Here is a 19,448-nt window from a genome sequence, read left to right on the forward strand (position 1 = left end):
GGTTGCCCCATGAAACCGTATCCTCCGTTCTCGGTGATATTTTTGCTGCTTCTCATTGCCGCACCTGCCAGCACGGTATTGATTCCAAAATTGGGCCATGCTCAGGAAATTCCATCCCAAAACACTGCCGCGGATCGCCTTGTCCAGGCTGATCGCCTTTTTCAGCAAGGCATTCAACAATCTCAGGTAAGCCAGTTTCTAGAAGCGATACAATCCTGGCAACAGGCACTGGAACTCTATCAAGATCCGGCGGTTCAAGCGGCCTTTACCCAACAATCTCGTTGGCGAGAAGGAGACTTATTGTTCAGGCTGGGCCATGTTCGCAGCATGTTGGGCCAGTATCAACAAGCCATTGATGTATATGAGCAAGCGCTTTTCGTGGTTCGAGAAGAAGGCATCCGTTATGGAGAAGGGCGTACCCTGATCGAGCTAGGCCATGCTCACAGTGCTTTGGGTCAATATCAACGAGCCATTGATGTATATGAGCAAGCGCTTGTGGTTGTGCGGGAAACGGGCGATCGCGATGGAGAAGGACGTACCCTGGTTGGCCTAGGCCGTGCTTATAGTGGATTAGGCCAATATCGACGAGCCATTGACTACCATGAACAAGCCCTCATCATTGCTCGAGAAATAGGCGCTCGTGACGGAGAAGGGGGGGCACTCAGTGGATTGGGGGATGCTTATGGTGCATTGGGCCAATATCAGCAAGCCATTGACTATTATCAGCAAGCCCTCACCATTACTCGAGAAACAGGTGCCCGTGACGGAGAAGGGCGTACGCTGGGTAGTTTGGCCTATGCTTATGCTTCATTAGGCCAATATCAACAAGCCATTGACTACCATGAACAAGCCCTCATCATTGCTCGAGAAATAGGCGCTCGTGACGGAGAAGGGGGGGCACTCAGCGGGTTGGGGAATGCTTACAGTGGATTGGGCCAATATCAGCAAGCCATTGACTATTATCAGCAAGCCCTCACCATTACTCGAGAAACAGGCGCCCGTGACGGAGAAGGGCGTACGCTGGGTAGTTTAGCTTATGCTTATGGTGGTTTGGGTCAATATCGACAAGCCATTGACTACCATGAGCAAGCCCTCATCATCACTCGAGAAACAGGCGCTCGCGATGCAGAAGGGCGCACGCTGAGTGGCTTGGCCTATGCATACGATAGATTAGGCCAATATCGACAAGCCATTGACTACCATGAGCAAGCCCTCATCATTGCTCGAGAAATAGGCGCTCGTGACGGAGAAGGGGGGGCACTCAGTGGATTGGGGGATGCTCATGGTGCATTGGGCCAATATCAGCAAGCTATTGACTATTATCAGCAAGCCCTCACCATTACTCGAGAAACAGGGGCTCGATATGGAGAAGGGCGTACCCTGGTTGGCCTAGGCCATGCTTACGGTGCGTTGGGACAGTACCAACAAGCCATTGACTATTATCAGCAAGCCCTCACCATTACCCACGAAACGGGCGCTCGTGATGGAGAAGGGGGGGCACTCAGTGGGTTGGCCTATGCTTATGGCGCATTGGGCCAATATCAACAAGCCATTGACTACCATGAGCAAGCCCTCATCATTGCTCGGGAAACAGGCGCTCGTGATGGAGAAGGAAGTGTACTGATCGGACTAGGCCATGCTTATGGCGCATTGGGCCAATATCAACAAGCCATTGACTATTATCAGCAAGCACTGGCAATTGTTCTGGAGACGGGTGCTCGCTATGGAGAAGGAACTGCGCTGGGTAGTTTAGGAAATGCTTATGGGAAGTTAGGGCAATATCAGCAGGCACTTGAGAGGTATCAGCAGGCGTTAGCGATTGCTCAGGAGATTGGCGCTCGAGCTTCAGAAGGCAGCTGGCTAAGTCATATCGGTGCACTCTTGGCGGCACAAGGCCAGCCTGAGCTTGCCATTGTCTTCTATAAACAGTCTGTCAATATCCGAGAAGCCATCCGAGCCGATATTCGTGACTTATCCCAAGAACAACAACATTCTTACACCGAAACCATCGCTAACGACTACCGAGAATTAGCCGATTTACTTCTCCAGCAAAACCGCATCCTCGAGGCCCAACGCGTCCTCGACCTATTGCGGGTGCAGGAGCTGGATGATTACTTGCTCGGCGTTCGCAGTACCGTTCAGACCGAGAGTGGGATTGACCTACGCTACCCGGAACACGAAATCAGCAACCGCGTCATTGCTATCGGCTATGAACTGGCCCAACTGCGCAATATTCCTCCCAACCAACTCTCCGATGCCCAACTCCAGCGCCTCAGCGAACTGGACACGACTCAACGAGAACTGGCCGCCGACTTCCAGGGCTTTCTCAATCGTCCCGAAATTCGAGCCCTAGTTGCTCAACTCGATGCTAGCCCCCAGGAGCAAGACTTCTTGGCTCGTGCTGATGAATTCATAAACTTGCAACAAAGCTTACGCGCCATTGATCAGAGGGTTGTGCTGATCTATCCGCTGATCCTGGAAGACCGACTGGAGATCATCCTCGTTACCCCTTTTAGTGAACCCGCCCGCTATTCCGTCCCGGTTGGCGCTGCCGAACTCAACGCTGCTATCGTGGAATTTCGTCAAGCACTGAATGACCCCACAAGCGAGCTTCGTCCCGTCGCCCAACGACTCTACACCTGGTTGATGGCCCCCATGGCCAACGACCTAAAAGCCATTGGAGCGGAAACCATTCTCTATGCCCCTGATGGTGCATTACGCTACGTGCCTATCGCCGCGCTGCACGATGGCAACCAATGGTTGATTGAGTCCTACCGTATCAACCACATCACCTCAGCCAGTCTACAGAACTTCACCCTGCGACCCAGTACCACCCCTCGGATCCTGGCTGCCGCCTTTAGCGAAGGAGTTTTTAACTTCCAGATTGGGCAACGCTCTTTTTCCTTTGATGGGTTACCCTTTGCTGGGGCAGAAGTAGAAAACCTAGCCGCGGCCTTTCCTGGGACGACTCAACTCATGAACGATAGCTTCAGCCGCCTGCGGGTCGAACCGATCATGGATAGTCACACCATTGTGCATCTAGCCACTCACGCGGCCTTTGTTCCTGGCTCTTCGGCTGATTCCTTCATCCTGTTTGGTAATGGTGATCGCCTGTCCCTCCAAGAACTGAACAGCGAGGCTTGGAGAGGACGCTTCAACCGGGTGGAACTGGTGGTGCTCAGTGCTTGCGAAACCGGGTTGGGGGGCGGCCTGGGCACAGGTGCCGAAATTCTGGGTTTTGGTTATCTCATGCAACAAGCAGGGGCAGCCGCAGCGATCGCCTCCCTCTGGCGAGTCAATGATGGTGGTACCCAAGTGTTAATGGACGCCTTCTATGCGGCCCTACGCAATGGCTATACCAAAACCGAAGCCCTACAACGAGCGCAAATCGCTTTGATTACTAGCAATCAATCTGTGATAGAAGGTGAAAGGAGCGCTACTGTGAGTATCATTGACGCCCGAACTGGACAGCCCCTTTCCCAAAGTAATGATTTAGCGCATCCCTATTACTGGGCACCTTTTATCTTAATTGGCAATGGATTGTGAAAGGTCTCTATGTGCGCCCTGAATTCTCTCCCGTTTTCTAAACGAGAGAGAATTCAGAAGACGACTGCTTTCCGCTTTCATGGAGCAGCAAGAATTACAGATATGGAGAGTCATGCAGAGAAGGATCGCGTCAGCCGTGAGTTCTCAAAAAGATTGCGGGCAGGCTGTAGCGAGGAATCTTTGGGGATTCCTCGCTACAGCCTGATGCGTTCCTTCTCTGCTAGCGTAGTTCCCCTAAGATCAAGAGGTTACCCAAGTCAAATACAGTTAGCTGTTGGAGACGCTCCTCATGACTACAAGCTTGTTAGCTGACTATCATGCTTGGTCGGCGGGTTCCAAGATTGAATTGGTAAATGGGCAATTGATTGTTGAAGACAGCCTCGTTCACAGCCTTCGATTGCTGAGCCAAATTCTTCGAGGGTGGGGGGTAGAGGCGATCGCCTCCCTTGCACCAGAGCAATTGTGGTGGCAAGCGTTATCTCACAGATTTGGCGCATTGAGCGTTGCTCTGTCGAGTTAGCTAGCGTACACCCGATTGTCACGCAATGATTCTGTTTCTTAGAAGGACCGAGCCTCTAGGAACCGAGGAAACAAGGGGCCAACTCAACTGATGAAAGAAAATGTAGGCTCCGTCAGGAATCCCCAAAGATTCCTGGCGAGAGCCGATCGCAAAATATTTTTCACATTTCCAGGACTATGCGTTGCACTCTAGGCTCTTCTCAATACAATCTGCTCTACCACCTACGGCAGGATTTAGGAGGGTCAGCTTTGGTAAACCTTACTGGCCTTAAGCTTCGACCAACACGATGCTAAACAGTTGCAACCCCTATAAATGTTTTCAGTTGAGTGCTGAAATGAGGCAAAACCATATTTTGGCAGTGTTGCAGGGTATCAACCCCTAAAGGCTTTGCAGATGAGTATCGCTTGGCGTAGCTTTCCGACAACGCTGTCGGAAGCATGTTTCAATCCCTAAAAGGTTGAGTTTAGGACACGATTTCCACACCACAAAACAAGGCATCCACTTCACCATCAGCGAAACGGCAAGATGCGAAGTGCTCGATGTGCTTCGCAGCACTACATGAACGGTTATTGGAGTTAAACCATCAACGCTACGCCGAAGAAGTTGCTCAAGGCGTGCACGATAAAAAAAGCAAAAGGCAGAAAAGCCACTGGAAAGGACCCGCAGGACGAGCAGCCAGCCTGTTCTCGTCCAGTTTGAAGTTGATACAATTGTGGCAATGCCCAAAATAAAGAATGTTTGCAACTCCTGCAATATTGCGATTTGCAGCCCCAGGAGGTTTCCATGACAGCCCAATTTTTAGAAACACCTGTTAGTTTTGACCAATTTATTGAGTGGCTCCCAGAATCATCGGAACATCGCTACGAACTCCATCGGGGGGTCATTGTTGAAATGCCAAAACCGAGAGGAAAACACTCCCAGATCGCTGGATATATTGCCCTCAAAGTGGGGATTGAAATCGAGCGATTAACACAACCCTACTTCATTCCTAAAGAATGCATTGTGCGGTCGCTCGATAAAGAATCAGGCTATGAACCTGATGTCATTGTCCTAGATGCACCAGCCCTTATTGATGAACCTCAGTGGGAAGGCGGCTCAATTTTGACATTAGGGAAATCGATCAAAGTCATCGTAGAGGTCATTTCGACCAATTGGCGCGACGATTACTTCACAAAACTAGGAGAATACGAAGCCCTTGAAATTCCAGAGCTTTGGCTGGTGGATTATGCTGCCTTTGGTGGACGACGCTACATTGGCTCTCCCAAACAGCCCACCTTTACAGTTGGCTGTTTGGTGGATGGAGAGTATGAGCTACAACAGTTTCGCTCAGGCGATCGCATCCTCTCCCCAACATTTCCAGAATTGAACCTAACCGTTGCTCAGGTATTTGCCGCAGGGAGCTAGCAGATGCTTAAATGCAACAGTTGGGAGGCAGCTTTTTCTCGAATTAAGACGCTAAGTCAGGACGAAGAACACGTTACCACAGCACGAAGCTGTAAGAGAGCTATCAAAATTTAATTGGGAATATGGTCAGAACCTACTGGAATACTATCTATATCGATAAGGATCCCAATGACCCATACAAGGGATGGAGTTGGGTAGAAGTCACAGCAGAAGACCGCCAGAGGTTTGGCATCCCGACCAAACTCCCAGATACATACAAGAAAATTTGCAGTTCCTTGTCTGAGCGAGCCAAGCTGCCCAACAACGGTAACCTGCCATCCAGAGGTAGAGCAGGTGCCAAGAGATTTATATTGAATATTGACGGGGAGCTAATTCCAGTCAGGGTACACAAGACGCTAACCATCGACGCGATCTGTGGTTGGGTCAAAACTTGGGCCGCCTCAAATACAAGGCTGATTACCCCAGGGAATAGAACAATATCCCTTGATGGCGAAAAACTGGCTCATCAAAGTCATTTCATTTACTTCGTTCTAAATGAGGATAGCAATGCTATCAAGATAGGCCGAGCAAAAGACTTAGCGAAGCGGTTGAAGACACTCCAAACATCCAGTCCAGCGAAGTTAAAACTCATCAAGTCAATACAAGTTGAAGGAAGCGAAGACGCTCACAAATTAGAACAATCACTACATAAACAATTTCATGAGATCAGATTAGCTGGAGAGTGGTTTAAAGCTGAAGCAAATCTTTTGAGTTATATCGATCAGCTGTGACCATATAACGACAATTTAAATCAAGATAGTTTCTTGTTTAACTTTGACAACTTTTGTTTGCGGTTACACAAGAAACTCCATTGCTGCTCTCACCTGAAACGGCGCTCTTTGACCAACAAGAAGTCAACACAACATACAGATCGCTCCTAAGCCTGAGGAAGTAAGCGTTAAACCGTATCATCTTTCCACCCACAATTGCCACAGTCCCAATGAACTTGGGGTGAGTCTTGAGCCAGAATAGGCATTTCACACTCAGGACATCGCCCGGTAAACAGGGGATGCCAGTCTAACAACTCTTCCTGCTCTTGTGCACTCAGCGAAGACTTAGACTGCAAAATGAGTTCACCGTTGTAGTAGCTGGCTCCCTTGGGCTCCCACATCTCACGCTCCCACTCCAAGAATGCCTGGTGCTGGGACTCTGCTGCTGGGTCGTGCCGAAAATCAAAGCACTCCCCCGTACCGCCTTGGGGGTGAATGGCACAATGGAGATGGGAATCGCGGCTGTAGAAGTGACAACGATCGCACTCAGGCCGCTTTTGAAAAGGTGAGTTTTGCAGCATTAGAGTTTAAAAGATTTCCTGTTCATTGTGCCCATCTGATTCTGTTGGCTTAATTTTTCTAAGGACTTTACTGCTTTCTGCATTGCCGACAAAGAGCTGGGGCATACTTCACCTAGATCCTAATGCCCCTTACACCATGGCAACCATCATTCCAGCTCTTAGCACGTGTGCCCAGCGCATGACTCCTGGAGAACGGCGCTTAGCTCAGCGACTCGAAACCAAGCTGGAAAATGATTATCTGCTCTGGTATGACGTGCCCGTTGGTCGCAAACGTCTCCACCCAGATTTCGTCATCTTGCATCCTGAGCGGGGCATCATCGTTCTCGAAGCTAAAGACTGGAAGCTCAGCACCATCCAGCAGCTTGACCCCGATCAAGTAACGCTGCTCCTCCCTGATGGCACCAAAACAGTTGAGAACCCGCTGAACCAGGCTCGAGGCTATGCCCTGGCGATCGCCTCACTGCTAGAGCAAGACCCGCTGCTGGTGCAAGGAACTGGACGCCATCAAGGGAAGCTAGTGTGTCCCTACAGCTATGGGCTAATTTTGACCAACCTCACCCGCAAACAATTTGATAGCGCAGATATGGGAGCTGTGCTGGAACCCCATCTCGTCATCTGCCAGGACGAAATGTATGAGGACGTAGACCCGCTGGAGTTTCAAGAACGATTGTGGAGCTTCTGTACGTACAGTTTTGGGGAACCTCTCAATGCAGCTCAAATTGATCGGGTGCGCTGGCATCTCTTCCCCGAAGTGCGGATTGGGGTGCAGCTCTCCCTCTTGCCAGATGAGCCGAACCCAGAGCCAGAATCCATCACAGTTCCCGACCTGATTCAGGTGATGGACTTACAGCAGGAGCAGCTGGCCCGCAGCCTAGGGGAAGGGCATCGGGTCATTCACGGGGTAGCTGGCTCTGGTAAGACCCTGATTTTGGTCTACCGTTGCTTGAAGCTAGTCGAAGAACTCAACAAGCCAATTCTGGTGTTGTGCTTCAACAAGGCTCTGGCTGCTCGGTTGCGATACCTGCTTATGGAAAAAGGAATAGGCGATCGCCAGGTAACGGTACGCAGCTTCCATAAGTGGTGTGCCGATCTGTTGCAGGAGTACCGAATTCCAACACCCAGCCGAAACCAGTTTCAAGGAGAAGCCTATGCGGGTGCCCTGGTTCAGCGGGTCATTGATGCAGTAGATGCTCAGAAGATCCCCGCAGGCCAATATGGGGCCGTGATGATTGATGAGGGCCATGACTTTCAACCAGGGTGGTTTAAGCTCACGGTACAGATGGTAGATCCTGAAACCAATTCCCTGCTGGTGCTGTACGACGATGCCCAGAGTATCTACGACCGTCAGCGATCGCAAAAGTTCAGCTTCAAGAGTGTCGGAGTACAGGCGCAAGGGCGCACGACTATCCTCAAAATCAACTACCGCAACACTCAGGAAATCCTGTCTCTAGCCTATGCCTTTGCTCAGGAGTGGCTGACCCCAGAACAGACTCAACTCGAAACAACTGAGGAGAGTGAAGATGCCCCCGTGCTGATCAAGCCCCAGAGTGCAGGACGACATGGTGCAAAACCACAGCTGATCAAACTTCCAAGCTTCAGTGCTGAAGCGGATTACATCGCCCAACGTACCCAGCAGTTCTATGAGAGTGGTACAGCCTGGGGAGAGATGGCGGTGGTGTATCGGGCAAAGTGGATGGCGGAGAAGGTGGGCGAGCGCTTGGAGCAAGCAGGAATTCCTGTCGCTTGGCTGAATCAGACAGAAAACTACGATTCAGTACATGCCAGCATCAAGCTCGTCACGATGCATAGTAGCAAGGGCCTAGAGTTTCCGGTGGTGTTCATCCCTGGTTTGGGCTACCTGCCCAATCCTCATGAAGCACCAAAAGATGAGGCACGGCTGTTGTATGTGGGAATGACTCGGGCGATCGACCAGTTGGTGATGACAGGCGATCGGGCCTCGGCATTTATAAAGCGGTTAGATGCTGTAGTCGGGGCCAGTCAATGATGAGGAGCCTCCGCTAATGGAACCCAATGCTGGCAAAGTCATCAGCACGATTCTGAAGCACGACCGCAAAGTCACCAGCTACAAGATTGCTCTGCTGCGGGCCATCAATGATGTGGTGCTGTCTTTCCCTGACGTATGGACCTTCCAACAAGACGTAGCCATTCCCTTGCGAGTCTTGGCGGAATACTGGGTGGTCTACTACTGGCCTTTCGTTGATCCCGCCAACCCCATTTACCAGGGGCAGCGAGCCAACGGGAAGAACGACATGGGGTTTCGGGCCGAGCTGACTCAGTTCCGCGCTGAGTGGGAAACGTTTAATGGGGAACTGAGCCGTCCCGCCGATGGCTTTTATATCCTCAATGAACTTCGCATTCCCCGCCGCCGCTCTATCTATCCTGCTGCCCTGCTGGACGCTTACCAAAAAGCAATCAGGGCGATCGCCAAGACCCTAGAGATGCCCATCCGCTACGCTGGCCCTGGCAACTGGAGCGTTTTTGAGGAACCAACACGGTATGACCAGTTGGGCGCTCGCGCTGTTCCTGTCCCTGGCACCCAACCTCAGGACAAATGCTTGCTCATCTCCGCCAGCTTGTGGCAAACCTTTCAAGGCATGAGCTTGTGGGTGGAAGCCCTCTGCATTCATGAGTGGTGCCTGTTCTCAGAAAGTATTGAGCAGGAGGAGCAAAGCCTTAACCGTGGAACGGTCTACACCCTCTTGACCGATCGCCCTGATAATCGCCGTCCACTCACCTGGGAATCCAACCAAATCGATATCTTGCTGATGGAAGGCCAGGAATTTGTCTGCCCCTGGACCAATAAGCGGATTATTGAAGGGGTCGCTTATGATCTAGACCACCTGCTTCCCGTGTCCATCTATCCCATCAATGAGCTATGGAACCTTGTGCCCTCTGATCCAGATTTTAATCGGCACCAGAAGCGCGATCGCTTACCCTCAACAGAACGACTAGATGAAGCGAAGCCACGCTTACGACAGGACTACCAAGGGTATGAGGCATCGGTTGTATTGGCGCGATCGCTCCGAGAGGAATTCAGCTTGCGCTTTGCAAAAGGTGAGTATGGCCCTGAAAACTTTGCCAGTGCTGTTGTATCCGCAGTTGCAGGGCTCATCGAGCAGGTAGCGGAATCCAGGAACTGGGAACGATTTTGACCTATAGTTCACATCGTTGCTCGATTAAAGAGAACAACGAATTATTTTGCAACCAGTGCTCAAGCTTCCGGACATTGCTTTCTGGATCAGGATGCACCGTTGTGTACTTGATAATATCTTCGAACATGGCTAAAGGAACTAATACCGCTTCAGTCTCTATCTCCTCATCAAACGCCACAGGTTCAAATTGAAACTGATACCCGACCCAGCGAATCGTCTCTAGACGACGATTGGCAATGAGTTGAAGGTTGCTTACAACAGACTCCCGTTCTCGATCTGTTAATGCTAATCCTTTGTCCCGCCCCATCTCGCAGATTTTCCACACCAAGTGATGGCGAACAAAGGGGCGGTTATTCTCATCCCAGCACACTTCGATCTCAACTCCATCAACGTGGAAAAAAGCTCGATTCATGGATTTTGGAATAGCGCTTGAAGGTTTCTTGCCATGCTGCTCTGAATCAAGATTTGGCTGAATTGTTAAGTCGGTCATAGTAGCGTCTGTTGCTTGGAGTGAACCTGAATGTGGAACCGATAGAGAGGATATTTGACTTTCAAAATCTAATTGCGAGGCTGCGTTAGAAGTGGAATTATCAAACCGATGATCTTGTCCTGAAGATGGACTCCACAGCAGCCGAATCGGATCATGGATGAGAACCTGGATACCTGGATAGTTGTCGATGAGATAAGGAGCCTTTTCAACCATCATCTCTAATTGCTTCGGCTGAAGAGCCAGTATGCCAACTCCAGCTAGCGATCGCCCAGTAGCTTCTGAACGAATTGTTTGAACAATGTCTGGGGATTCTGTCCATGGTCCAAGTTCAATTGCAATTCCATTGCATTGAGTTCGCCACCAAGCTCCCCACTTGCGTCGTTTGACCTCTGTCCACTTCAATCCGGAAGCCTTTTGATTGCTTGCCTTAAAGATGCGGCGTAGCGTACTAACATCCCGCCCCCAGCCGAAATATCTGAGATTAACGGTGGGGATTTCCCTCAGCTCAGACTCAGGTGCTATCCCAAAGACCACCGTGTACTTTGAGATTTTTGTGAGCGTCGCTTGCAGAACCGTCTCTGCGGGCGTGATTTTGCGAGCAGGAACCTGAGTTCCGTTCAGAAGCGGGTGAAAGGTTTTGATGTAGTGCGCTTCTAACACACTCAATGTATGGGTAGACTGGCGACAATCGAGCCAAGCTAGCTGTACGGGCGATCGCTGATTGATGCGTAGCAACTGATCAAGCCGATGATGGTTTTGGCCCTGCCATCGAGAAGCCAGATTTCTGGCAAGGCCAATGTAGAGCACCTGCCCTTTTGCATTGATAGCAAAGTAGATTCCTGGGGATGCTGGCAGCTGATCTCGCTGCTTGAGGGAAACCGATGGCAAGCGATCTAAGCAGAGGTCAGGAAATAGATGAACACCATGCATCATCAGAGATGGGGAGTATCAACGATGAATTAAGGATGCCCAAATCAAGTCATAGAATCTGTCTAGTATCAGGAAACAACGTATGTTAGAACGGACGGGAATGACGCACAGTTTAACTGATGAGCGAGATTAATCTGTCTAACAGTGGCTGGCACTTTAGGAGTGAATCTGCATTAGAAGATTTTGTTTGGAGCTGCTTGACCGATCTTCTCGGGCTGATGCCCCTCAAACGGCAATCCTGGATTGAAGGGCAAGTCTGCGACATCCTTGCGGTTGCCGAGCAGGGACAGCTTACCATTATCGAGCTGAAAAATACGGAGGATCGCTATGTTGTTCAGCAGTTGACTCGCTACCATCACGCGATTGTGACCACACAATCCATGGCAGAACAGATCAATGAGGCACTGCCGATTCGGCTCATTGCGATCGCTCCCAAGATACACCCCCATAACCTGGTTGATCAGCAGTACTGCCAGCTCCAGATTGAGCTGATGACCTTTGCGATTGAGGACTTCAATGGATACCCCAATTTTTGCCTCAATGATCAAGAGAAGCAAGAGGTGAGAGCTATTCCAATTCCTCAAGCGTTTCACTATCAGCTCATCAATTCAGCAACAGACCATGAGGAAAGCATAGAGTCTGGCAGACCTGCACCTCCTCGATCCCTCAACCAATTGTTGCAGCCTCTGTCAGAGTCAGAGGTGCAATTCGTCTTATCGATTCGAGAACAAATCCTGTCTTACAGCGATCGCATGATTGAGATAGGCCGCTCAACAACCACGCAGTACGGACTCAAGAAAGGGGAACGAGATATATATAAAACCAAAGTTTGTGCTGAGTTTCGTCCCTTAGGCCCTCAAACTCGGATCCCTAAGCTTTGCTTACAATTGCCGTACCCCAAACGACAGAAGGGTGGGCCTGCAAACACCTATCTTCGTGAACCGGTAAAAGGGCTAGCTTGGGTTAAGGTATCCCCTCAAGCTTTGAGCAATTGCCCCCAAGATATCCAGCTCTACTTCTACTTGGGAAAAGGCAATCGTTTCAGCTTTACCTACTCTGCTCGCCAATATGAAAGAATTTACATGCAATTAACCGGGAAGGTTCGCTCCCTAAGCACAATATCAGCTGTAGTTGCGTTGGCTTTAGACGAATGGCGTGAGCTTAGCGATCGCACTTAAACATAATTCAATGCGTAGGGAGTTGCAATCGTACCCATTACACTCCCAAATTGATTAGTCAACCGAACTATGTAAGCTCGCCACTTCCTTTTAGAAGTGGCGCTGTTGTGTTACTAGTTCGACCTCTGTCGGAGCACTTCAATGGCTCCATATGATGCAGTAGATAGAGCATGGAGGCTCTAGGTGGCTGCCATCAAACCAGCTTGCTTATTTCTTGTGTAACTTCTGTTGGTTTTGGTCTGTAGTTACACAAGAATGCTTTGCCGACTCTGGCGCTGATTTCATTATCTTTTCCTGTGAAAACTCGGTGAATTCCAAAAGGATACAGGCGATTTATTGCTCATTCGGGGGAATGCTAACTCTGGTTTTGCTTCATCGTGACCTCCGGGAGACTCCCGCCATACCGTCAGGTTGGCGGCGAGAGGATGTCAAGGCAGTCTCGTGGTATTACAAGCGCATGGATCACGAAGTTGGTCCTTTGTCCCCAACGGATTTGGTTCAGGCTGTAATGGATGGAGTGATTGTGCCATCCACTGAGGTACGGCAGGAGCCAGGCGATTGGATGCCTGCTTCGAAAGTAAGTGGCTTGTTTGAACGGGCAAAGCTCTCTCAAAATCGTGCGCTGCAAGATAGCTCAGCTGGAGCAAAAGCCAGCGCGATCGCTCCTCCCTCTGGCTTCCCTAACAACAAACAAAGCGTCTGCTCAAAGCTCAGGGGATGTGATTCAGGTTCTTGATACTGCAATGAATGGTGGTTTCAAGGTGGAAGTACTGGCCTATCGCAGTTTGTCTGGTTCCCACGATCCATTCACAGCTCAAACGATCTTCTTTGCCAACCAGGCGGGCTTACAGCTAAAGCAAGTCAAGATCACACTGCAAAATAGTGAAGCCCAACTTGAAGCAGGAGCTTTGCACTTTATGCATGGCCGTTTGGATGTGGATAACAAGTCTGGGGGTATGGCTGGAATTGGGAAAGCGATGTTGAACAAAATGCTGACCAGTGAGGCTGCGTTCAAGCCTCGTTACAGAGGAACAGGTGAGCTTTACCTGGAGCCATCTTTTGGACATTTCCTGGTGTATCAACTTCGAAATGAAGAATTGATTGCGGACAAGGGGCTGTTCTTCTGCTCAGAAGGGAGCTTGGAGGTCGGAATTGCTATGCAGAAGAATGTCTCGTCTGCCTTTTTGGGAGGGGAGGGGTTCTTCCAAACGAGAATCAAGGGGTCTGGAATTTGCGGGTCTGAGTTACCCGTACCTCCCCGTGAGATTCGGTTTATCCAGCTAAACAATGAGACACTGCGGGTGGACGGGAATTTTGCCCTGATGCGAACTGGCAACATTGAGTTTTCGGTTGAGAAATCCACCAAGAGCTTGTTTGGAACGTTGACGAGTGGTGAGGGGCTGCTGCAAACGTTTCGAGGAACCGGGAAAGTATGGCTGGCTCCGACAAAAGGGGTCTACCAAAGAATGCAGATGGGTGGTATTGGTAGCCTAGCTGCAACGCCAAAATCCTCAAATACAACGACTTGATGCAGCTTCGTTTGCTTGCCAAAATTCTGCCACAGCTACGCTGCAGGAGCCATGTAGTGTCCACGCTGTCCTTCAACATTCGTCCACACACCTGCCAGTTTCCCTTTGGATAGCTCAACCGTGATCAAGCGACGAGCAACCTGCAAATTCTCCTGGCTGATTCGCTTACCATATAGGGCTTCCAACACGTCGTTTGTACTGAAAGGTTGCCCTGCATGTCGCTCTAGAACAGTTTGAATCGCAGCCCGTATGGTTTGCCCTTGAAATTCTTTCAGTACTGATTCTCGAGGGTTGAAGTTGGACTTTCCTTCGCTCGGCTCAGCAGAAGACTCGCTGGTTTCCTCTGAAGGGTCTGCCGATTCTGCTGCTCTAGATGCTTTCGTTGTTTTTGGGGATTTCCGAGCTGTGGTTTTCGGTCTACGCCCCAACTTTGTAGACATTTTTCTACGGTTAGATTGGCGCTTGGTTGAGGGTTCTGGCTCTTCCATTGCAGGAGTCCCATCATCAGGCTCTTCCATTGCTTCCGCCTCTTCTGCCGTTGATACTTCTGCTCCTTCCTCCTCCAGCTCATCGGTTTGCAAGGGAGCAGCCTCACCTTCTTCTAATGGCACAATGGTGGCTACTTCAATTGCAGAAGCCAGCTCTGGCCGTGAGCCGTTCATGAGCTGCTTCATGGCCCCTAGCGTCTCTGCCGTAGTTTGTAGCTCTTCTAGTAACTGTCGCTGACGAGCTTCCCGTTGACGAACTACGACTTGCAGAGATTCCACAAATGTCTCTGCCCGTTGAGTGCCTAATGCAGATTCTAGTTGACATCCTCCCCGGCCCACAGGGCGCGGGGATTCCCAGTCTGCCAGCACTAGGCTGACTCCTGATGAGTAGACGAACAAGCAACTGCCCCATTGCGGGGTCTTACACTGCTTGGCGTTCGCCCATTCGGGTCGGCTTGACCAGCCGCCAAAATATTTGTCCCAGCATTGGTATCTCTATCCTGCAAGGTGCCGCAGTTGATGCACAGCACCGACCGCACAGAGAGGTCTAACTTGCCCCAGTGATACCCGCAACATGAACACTTCTGAGAGGTTGGCTCCCACCGACTGATGGTTCTAACTTCTCGGTCGTGAATCATGTTGGCCTTGGCTTCGCACATGGTTCTGATTTGCCGCCACCCAGCACGACTAATCGCCCTGGATAGACTGCGATTCTTCACCATGCCTGAGACATTCAGATCCTCCAGCGCCACCACGCTGTTTTCTCGCACCAGGCGAGTTGACAGCTTTTGGTTGAAGTCCTTTCGGATATCGCGTTGCTTGGCCTCCATCCGAGCTACCGCCACCCGCAACGATTCACGCCGCCTAGAACCTTTAACAGCTCTGGCCAGTTTGCGCTTGCCTTTGCGGATTTTTCGGTCTAGCGCACTGGTGTTTGGGGCTTTCACCTTTTCACCCGTACTCAATGCAGCCAGTGTTTCTAAGCCCAGATCAACGCCGACCCTTGGTTTTTGGGTTCAACGGTGATGGGTAGAATCTCGACTACAAAGCTCAGAAAGTACCTCCCTGCACAGTCTTTGATGACCGTGACGGAGCTGGGTTCAGAAGGCAGTGGCCGTGACCACTTCGTTTTGATATCCCCAATTTTGGCCAGGTAGACTTTCCTGGCCTTGATAGAAAAACCACCCTTCCGAAACCTGGCAGATTGCTGGTTAAGTTTCTTCTTGAATCGAGGAAACTTCACCTTCGGCCCTTTTCGTTTGCCACTACGGCTCTCGAAAAAGTTCTTGAACGCTAAGCCCAGGTCTTGAATGGACTGCTGCAACGGGATATTGCTGACCTCAGCCAACCATTCCCGGCCCTCTGCCTTCTTGGCCTGGGTGATACAGATCTTCTGCAACTCGGCATTGCTCGGCCATTTCTCGCCCTTCGGCGTGGCCTTCACGATTGCCAGCGCATCATTCCACACGACCCTACAGCACCCGAACAGCTTGGCTAGTTCGATTTGCTGATTGGCCGTAGGACAGATTCTGTACTGATACCGTGCTTTCATTCTGTTATTATAGGTTGGTCATACCCCCAAGAGCAATGGATTATCGCCGCGAAAATCACAGCGTCTCAGACCTAAAGGCGCATCTAATCTTCGTGACGAAATACCGGCAGAAGGTGTTAACCGCTGCCGGGTTGGCTGTGGTCGAGGCTGCTTGTCGGGCCGTGGCGGTGAAAATGAACTTCCAGGTGCTTGAGTTCAACGGTGAAGCTGACCACGTTCACATGCTGGTTGAGTACCCGCCTAAGCTGTCCATCTCGCAGATGGTTAACGCTTTGAAAGGGGTGTCTAGTAGGCGCTATGGACAGGCTGGATTACCTAAACCCTATGGCAAGAAATCTCTGTGGACTCCTGCTCACTTTTCAGCGTCTGTAGGCGGAGCACCCCTTGAAGTGTTGAAACAATACATCCAGGGCCAGGAAAAGCCGCCCTAAAAGGGCGGGGCTTGAATCCCATTATTTTTGGCCATTCTGGCCTCCCAAAATATTTTGCCCACTTCTAACCGCTCACGCAGCGATCGCTGTGCGTTTAGCAGGAGCAAAAAAACTATGGGATTTCAGAAAGCAACAAAGGAAGGTGTTCATCTGCGATTAGCCCTGATGGGGCCATCTGGTGCAGGGAAAACTTACACGGCACTGCGGGTAGGAGGGTTCTTGGCAGAAGGTGGGAAGATTGCGCTGATTGATACAGAGCAGCGATCATCCTGCCGATACTCGCATCTGTTTGACTTCGATGTTGCTCACATCGCAGAACCGTTCCATCCCAATAAATATATTGGGGAAATTCGAGAAGCCGCAGAGTCGGGCTATAAGGCGCTAATCATCGACTCTCTGAGTCATGCTTGGTTTTGGGCACTCTCGACGGTCGGCTCGTTCAACGACTGGGGCAAGGTTCGCCCACTAGAGCGAGCACTCCTCAATCAAATTTTGGCGTTTCCAGGGCACGTCATTGTGACCATGCGATCGCAAACCGAATGGGCACAATCAGAAGGGACAAACAAGAAGGGGCATACAACCCTTGTTCCTCAGAAGGTTGGAACCAAGCCGATTCAATCCAACGGCATCGACTATGAGTTCGATGTTGTGGGCAATATGGACACCGACCATATCGTTCGGATCGACAAAACTAGATTGCATTCGCTGGACGGTAAAATCTATGCCCTTGCGGGTGAGGAATTTGCAGAAGATCTCTTAGTCGCACTTCGAGAAGGAGGAGAAGCAAATCCACCTCCCAACCGCACCCTGCTATCGAATCGAGTGGGTCAACTGGTGACAAAGCTGGGCTGGGAAACCGAGGAAGCTCAGCGATTTCTGATAAACCAATACGAGAAATCGGGCCGAGGACAGCTTAGCGTTCATGAGCTGCAAGATTGCATCGTGCAGTTAGAAAAGTTGGTAGCAGCACAAGCTGTTCCAGCTCACGCTGAGGGTTAACGGAGAGTGCGTCCCCTTCCAGCAACCAGGGGGGGCGCCTCTCCCTGGTTACTTCTTTTGAGAGGCTGTTTCACGTGAACGAGGATCAACAAGATCAGGCTCGATCGGATTGGGCTATCGACGGATTCACTGATGCCATCGATCGTATCAGTTCGGAAATCCAGCAACCAGACTACTTAGCGGGTTATGCAGCTGTTAGATGGGAACCGAAGCCAAACGACCAACAGCCTATCGAAGAAATATATTGGCCTTTTTAGAAAGTTTTTTGGAGGGCAATATGCAGCCAAAGTTTGTCTCGACGTACCAAGGTGTCTCAAACTACGAAATTCAGCGAACCAGGGGAGTTGACCGAATTTATCTGACGTACAGCATCGATGCCGCCAGCCTCCCCCGCCAGAAGGCATCTGCAATTGCTCCTAAGTTTTGGGAATTGATTGCAGAGCTGGGCACAGTTGCGATCGCAGAAATGGCAGATTTTCCAGATTCGCTCACTATCAAAGCTTTTCGAGGATATGTCGGTGCAAAGCTTGCAGGTGGAAAGATCGAAAGACAGAACGGGCATTGCCTCGTCGGTTTTGACCGGATGGGCCTCTTCTGCATCGAACCAGGGGAAAGCAATCCTTGGCGAGAGCCTATCTTGTGGCAAGGTCAGCACTGTGAAATCAAGGATGCCTGGGATGAGGCTATCCTGCCTCACTTAAGCTAACGCCTTGCATCTCAAAATATTTGGAGGTTGCTATGCCGTTCTCAGTAGGAGATATCGTCAAGATTAAAAACACTCAAAGCCTTGCTTATGGGCGATTCGGACGGATTAACGGCGGTGAGCCAACATTGGTGGAATTCCTTGATATGCCAGGTATCGCAGACGGCAAGCCAATTAGCTTCAACAAGGACGAGTTGACTTTGATTGAGCCTGCTACATCGGGTGTCGCAAACGGCCAATTCCTTTACTTTTCAGCAGTCGTCGCAACAAGCGACAGTGGGTTTCGGGAATGTGGAATTGCCTCCGTCAATATTGCCCAAAACACAGACCTCATAGAAGCGGTTGTTCAGGCGTGGCACAGGGATGGGTATCGTAAACGTTCAATAAATTTATAGTCACTTATAGTCAAACATAGTAAAATACTCATGTACTAGAGATGCGCCTTGACGCGGTGTGTCAGCACTACGCCAAGACGACTTCTCCCCAGTTGTGTCAGCAACAAAGGAGCATATTAATCATGCCAAAATCTCGGTACGACGAAGAAGAAAATAAATCACGCCACGCGGCAGCAGACGAAGATTGCTGCGACGAAATGGCTGAAAAGTATGGATGGCAATTAGTTGACGTTGAGGAGACGGGCGACCCCGTTCTTGAGGTCGATTGCGTGTTTGAGGGCAAAACTGAGTTTCCAAAATCCTATTACGACACCGATAAGGAGGAAGACTGATGCGGAAATGGATTGTCTTTCGTGCTGAGAAGCGGCAACCGGGTTGGAAAGAGCGCAAATACGCTCACACCGAGTCTCTGACAAAAACTCTATTTGAGCATTATGATTGTTCCGATAAAGAGTTGCCTGAACCTGGTTATCGCCCACCAGAGTTTATCCGAGTAGATCAGTTTGTTGATCCGAATTACCCAGAAGCGAAAACGCATTACCGTCAAAGCGACTGGGAAGTGACGCGGGTAGAAACTTACACGCCTGATATTCCAGTCGGAATGGACTTTGACATGATTGTAATTTGCCACTGCAAATTCAATCCAATTAACGCTCCTCTCAAGCCCATGCCAGAACGTCAAGTCTCTGTCGATTCTTTCGGTGGCGATGAGGATGCTTATGAGCAATGGCTAGAGTCTCAAAAGCAACCTGCTGAAGTGTAAATTTAGCCGCTCTCCCC

At 50.4% G+C, this 19,448-nt stretch carries 18 protein-coding genes and 1 pseudogene; 15 read left to right on the forward strand and 4 right to left on the reverse strand.

What is annotated here, in order from left to right; genetic code table 11:
- The first annotated feature begins 9 nt into the window (after nucleotides 1–9).
- The 4 genes from ACQ4M4_RS11170 (at nucleotide 10) to ACQ4M4_RS11185 (ending at nucleotide 6,240) form a co-directional block, all read left to right on the forward strand.
- Entirely contained in the window at nucleotides 10–3,546 is a 3,537-nt protein-coding gene (locus ACQ4M4_RS11170) for a tetratricopeptide repeat protein (RefSeq protein ID WP_430684587.1), read from the forward strand.
- Between the two features lie 289 nt (nucleotides 3,547–3,835).
- Nucleotides 3,836–4,066 (forward strand): hypothetical protein, encoded by a 231-nt coding sequence (locus ACQ4M4_RS11175; protein WP_430684588.1) that lies wholly within the window; start codon nucleotides 3,836–3,838, stop codon nucleotides 4,064–4,066.
- Between the two features lie 783 nt (nucleotides 4,067–4,849).
- Nucleotides 4,850–5,470 carry a Uma2 family endonuclease gene (locus ACQ4M4_RS11180; protein WP_430684589.1) on the forward strand — a complete coding sequence of 207 codons (621 nt, stop codon included), beginning with the start codon at nucleotides 4,850–4,852 and terminating at the stop codon, nucleotides 5,468–5,470.
- Nucleotides 5,471–5,592: 122 nt separating this feature from the next.
- Nucleotides 5,593–6,240 carry a GIY-YIG nuclease family protein gene (locus ACQ4M4_RS11185; RefSeq protein WP_430684590.1) on the forward strand — a complete coding sequence of 216 codons (648 nt, stop codon included), beginning with the start codon at nucleotides 5,593–5,595 and terminating at the stop codon, nucleotides 6,238–6,240.
- A 167-nt stretch (nucleotides 6,241–6,407) separates the two neighbouring features.
- Here ACQ4M4_RS11185 and ACQ4M4_RS11190 read toward each other — a convergent pair whose 3' ends face one another.
- Entirely contained in the window at nucleotides 6,408–6,800 is a 393-nt protein-coding gene (locus ACQ4M4_RS11190; protein WP_430684591.1) for a hypothetical protein, read from the reverse strand.
- A gap of 136 nt (nucleotides 6,801–6,936) precedes the next feature.
- Here ACQ4M4_RS11190 and ACQ4M4_RS11195 point away from each other — a divergent pair, with 136 nt between their 5' ends.
- The gene (locus ACQ4M4_RS11195) at nucleotides 6,937–8,805 is read left to right on the forward strand and encodes a DEAD/DEAH box helicase (protein ID WP_430684592.1); all 1,869 of its coding nucleotides are present in this window, start codon (nucleotides 6,937–6,939) and stop codon (nucleotides 8,803–8,805) included.
- Between the two features lie 16 nt (nucleotides 8,806–8,821).
- Nucleotides 8,822–9,973: an HNH endonuclease domain-containing protein gene (locus ACQ4M4_RS11200; protein WP_430684593.1), complete on the forward strand. Its 1,152-nt coding sequence runs from the start codon at nucleotides 8,822–8,824 to the stop codon at nucleotides 9,971–9,973.
- Nucleotide 9,974: 1 nt separating this feature from the next.
- Here the strand turns inward: ACQ4M4_RS11200 and ACQ4M4_RS11205 are convergent, their stop codons facing one another.
- Nucleotides 9,975–11,396 carry a GIY-YIG nuclease family protein gene (locus ACQ4M4_RS11205; RefSeq protein ID WP_430684594.1) on the reverse strand — a complete coding sequence of 474 codons (1,422 nt, stop codon included), beginning with the start codon at nucleotides 11,394–11,396 and terminating at the stop codon, nucleotides 9,975–9,977.
- A gap of 194 nt (nucleotides 11,397–11,590) precedes the next feature.
- Here ACQ4M4_RS11205 and ACQ4M4_RS11210 point away from each other — a divergent pair, with 194 nt between their 5' ends.
- The 3 genes from ACQ4M4_RS11210 to ACQ4M4_RS11220 all read left to right on the forward strand — a co-directional run bounded on the left by ACQ4M4_RS11210 (nucleotide 11,591) and on the right by ACQ4M4_RS11220 (nucleotide 14,100).
- Nucleotides 11,591–12,571 (forward strand): hypothetical protein, encoded by a 981-nt coding sequence (locus ACQ4M4_RS11210; RefSeq protein WP_430684595.1) that lies wholly within the window; start codon nucleotides 11,591–11,593, stop codon nucleotides 12,569–12,571.
- Between the two features lie 352 nt (nucleotides 12,572–12,923).
- Complete coding sequence (locus ACQ4M4_RS11215) at nucleotides 12,924–13,307, forward strand: DUF4339 domain-containing protein (protein ID WP_430684596.1); 384 nt, start codon at nucleotides 12,924–12,926, stop codon at nucleotides 13,305–13,307.
- A gap of 7 nt (nucleotides 13,308–13,314) precedes the next feature.
- Complete coding sequence (locus tag ACQ4M4_RS11220; protein ID WP_430684597.1) at nucleotides 13,315–14,100, forward strand: AIM24 family protein; 786 nt, start codon at nucleotides 13,315–13,317, stop codon at nucleotides 14,098–14,100.
- A gap of 35 nt (nucleotides 14,101–14,135) precedes the next feature.
- On the opposite strand, the gene ACQ4M4_RS11225 is transcribed toward ACQ4M4_RS11220, so the two are convergent.
- Together ACQ4M4_RS11225 and ACQ4M4_RS11230 are read right to left on the reverse strand one after the other, a co-directional pair.
- On the reverse strand, nucleotides 14,136–14,957 hold the full coding sequence (locus tag ACQ4M4_RS11225; protein ID WP_430684598.1) for a hypothetical protein: 822 nt from the start codon (nucleotides 14,955–14,957) through the stop codon (nucleotides 14,136–14,138).
- Nucleotides 14,957–16,128: pseudogene (locus ACQ4M4_RS11230) on the reverse strand (RNA-guided endonuclease InsQ/TnpB family protein); the annotation flags it as partial. The gene ACQ4M4_RS11225 and the pseudogene ACQ4M4_RS11230, both read right to left, overlap by 1 nt.
- 47 nt (nucleotides 16,129–16,175) lie before the next feature.
- Here ACQ4M4_RS11230 and tnpA point away from each other — a divergent pair.
- The 6 genes from tnpA (at nucleotide 16,176) to ACQ4M4_RS11260 (ending at nucleotide 19,431) form a co-directional block, all read left to right on the forward strand.
- Nucleotides 16,176–16,571: an IS200/IS605 family transposase gene (gene tnpA, locus ACQ4M4_RS11235; RefSeq protein ID WP_430684599.1), complete on the forward strand. Its 396-nt coding sequence runs from the start codon at nucleotides 16,176–16,178 to the stop codon at nucleotides 16,569–16,571.
- A gap of 114 nt (nucleotides 16,572–16,685) precedes the next feature.
- On the forward strand, nucleotides 16,686–17,570 hold the full coding sequence (locus tag ACQ4M4_RS11240) for an ATP-binding protein (RefSeq protein ID WP_430684600.1): 885 nt from the start codon (nucleotides 16,686–16,688) through the stop codon (nucleotides 17,568–17,570).
- 277 nt (nucleotides 17,571–17,847) lie between these two features.
- The gene (locus ACQ4M4_RS11245; protein WP_430684601.1) at nucleotides 17,848–18,276 is read left to right on the forward strand and encodes a hypothetical protein; all 429 of its coding nucleotides are present in this window, start codon (nucleotides 17,848–17,850) and stop codon (nucleotides 18,274–18,276) included.
- Between the two features lie 32 nt (nucleotides 18,277–18,308).
- Nucleotides 18,309–18,668 carry a hypothetical protein gene (locus ACQ4M4_RS11250; RefSeq protein ID WP_430684602.1) on the forward strand — a complete coding sequence of 120 codons (360 nt, stop codon included), beginning with the start codon at nucleotides 18,309–18,311 and terminating at the stop codon, nucleotides 18,666–18,668.
- 122 nt (nucleotides 18,669–18,790) lie between these two features.
- Complete coding sequence (locus ACQ4M4_RS11255) at nucleotides 18,791–19,000, forward strand: hypothetical protein (protein WP_430684603.1); 210 nt, start codon at nucleotides 18,791–18,793, stop codon at nucleotides 18,998–19,000.
- Nucleotides 19,000–19,431: a hypothetical protein gene (locus ACQ4M4_RS11260; RefSeq protein ID WP_430684604.1), complete on the forward strand. Its 432-nt coding sequence runs from the start codon at nucleotides 19,000–19,002 to the stop codon at nucleotides 19,429–19,431. The genes ACQ4M4_RS11255 and ACQ4M4_RS11260 overlap by 1 nt, the downstream gene beginning before the upstream one ends.
- Nucleotides 19,432–19,448 lie beyond the last annotated feature (17 nt).

It is taken from the genome of Leptolyngbya sp. AN02str, assembly GCF_050565595.1.
Lineage (GTDB): Bacteria > Cyanobacteriota > Cyanobacteriia > Elainellales > Elainellaceae > Kaiparowitsia.